At 75.2% G+C, this 886-nt stretch carries 1 protein-coding gene; it reads left to right on the forward strand.

Annotated elements, in window-relative coordinates; all coding sequences use genetic code 11:
- Positions 1-886, forward strand: an 886-nt coding sequence (locus GTW40_RS11980) for a CDP-glycerol glycerophosphotransferase family protein (RefSeq protein ID WP_202485757.1), incomplete at both ends; no start/stop codon positions are given.

The following is an 886-nucleotide window of genomic DNA, read 5'->3' on the forward strand; positions in this document are numbered from 1 at the left end:
GGCGCGGCTGGACGGCGCTGCACGCGCGGCGCCCGCTCGATCACGACCTGGTGGTCTACTCGGCGTCCTCGCACCGGGGGATGCTCGGCGACCCGGCGGCGGTGTACCGCGCGGCCGAGGAGATCGCGCCCCGGCTGCGCGGGGTGTGGGTGGTCCGGGACGAGGAGACGGCGGCCGGGCTGCCGGAGGGCACCGAGTACGTCCTGCTGGGCTCGCGGCGCTACGGCGAGGTCACCGCGCGCGCCAAGTTCTTCGTCAACGACGTCAACTGGCCCGGCGAGCTGGCCAAGCGGCCCGGTGCCGTGCACATCCACACCCACCAGTGCACCCCGCTGAAGTACGTGGGCGCCGATCTGCTGGACCGGCCGGGAGCCCGGCTCGGCTTCGACGTGCCGAGGATGCTGCGCCGCGCCGACCGCTGGGACCACAGCCTGGTCGCGAGCCGGTACGCGGAGCTGGTGTGGGAGCGGGCGTACCCCTGCCATTTCGCCTCGGCGCGCACCGGCAGTCCGCGCAACGACGTGCTGGTGCGCTCGGGGGCGCTGCGCGGCGCGGACTTCCGGCTGCGGCACGGCATTCCGGCGGACCACACGGTGGTGCTGTACGCCCCGACCCGGCGGGACTATCAGCGCAGCGGCCAGGTGGACCGTCTGGACCTGGCCCGCCTCGCGGCCGGTCTGGGCGCGGGGCACACGCTCGTGGTCCGGCTGCATCCGACGCTCGCGGCCGGTCCGGCGCGCGGGATGGGGCTCGCGGAGCTGGCCCGGCGCGGGGTCGTGGTGGACGCCACCGACGAGCCGGACACGGCGGAGGTGCTGCTCGCGGCGGACGCGCTGGTGACGGACTACTCGTCCCTCATGTTCGACTACGCCAACCTGGACCGCCC

Origin of the sequence: Streptomyces sp. SID4985, from assembly GCF_009863025.1 — a bacterium.
GTDB lineage: Bacteria > Actinomycetota > Actinomycetes > Streptomycetales > Streptomycetaceae > Streptomyces.